Annotated in this window: 1 protein-coding gene; it reads right to left on the reverse strand. The window is 65.6% G+C overall.

The features are described 5' to 3' along the window. Positions 1 to 218 (reverse strand): transketolase C-terminal domain-containing protein (locus tag B2515_RS04035; protein WP_293873978.1); only part of this gene is annotated, 218 nt, incomplete at both ends.

Genomic DNA, 218 nt, shown 5'->3' on the forward strand with positions numbered 1-218 from the left:
CGCAGCGTGCGCAGGTCGATGACCTCCGCCTCGATGCCCTCGCCCGCCAGCGTCTCGGCGGCTTCGAGCGCAAGGCCGACGCCGATCGAATAGCTGACCAAAGTGACGTGCTTGCCCTCGCGCATGATCCGCGCCTTGCCGATCGGCAGGACGTAATCGTCCAGCTTGGGCACCTCGAACGACCGGCCGTACATCAGCTCGTTCTCGAGGAAGACGAC

The sequence above is a fragment of the Sphingomonas sp. UBA978 genome (assembly GCF_002292295.1).
Classification (GTDB): Bacteria; Pseudomonadota; Alphaproteobacteria; order Sphingomonadales; family Sphingomonadaceae; genus Sphingomonas.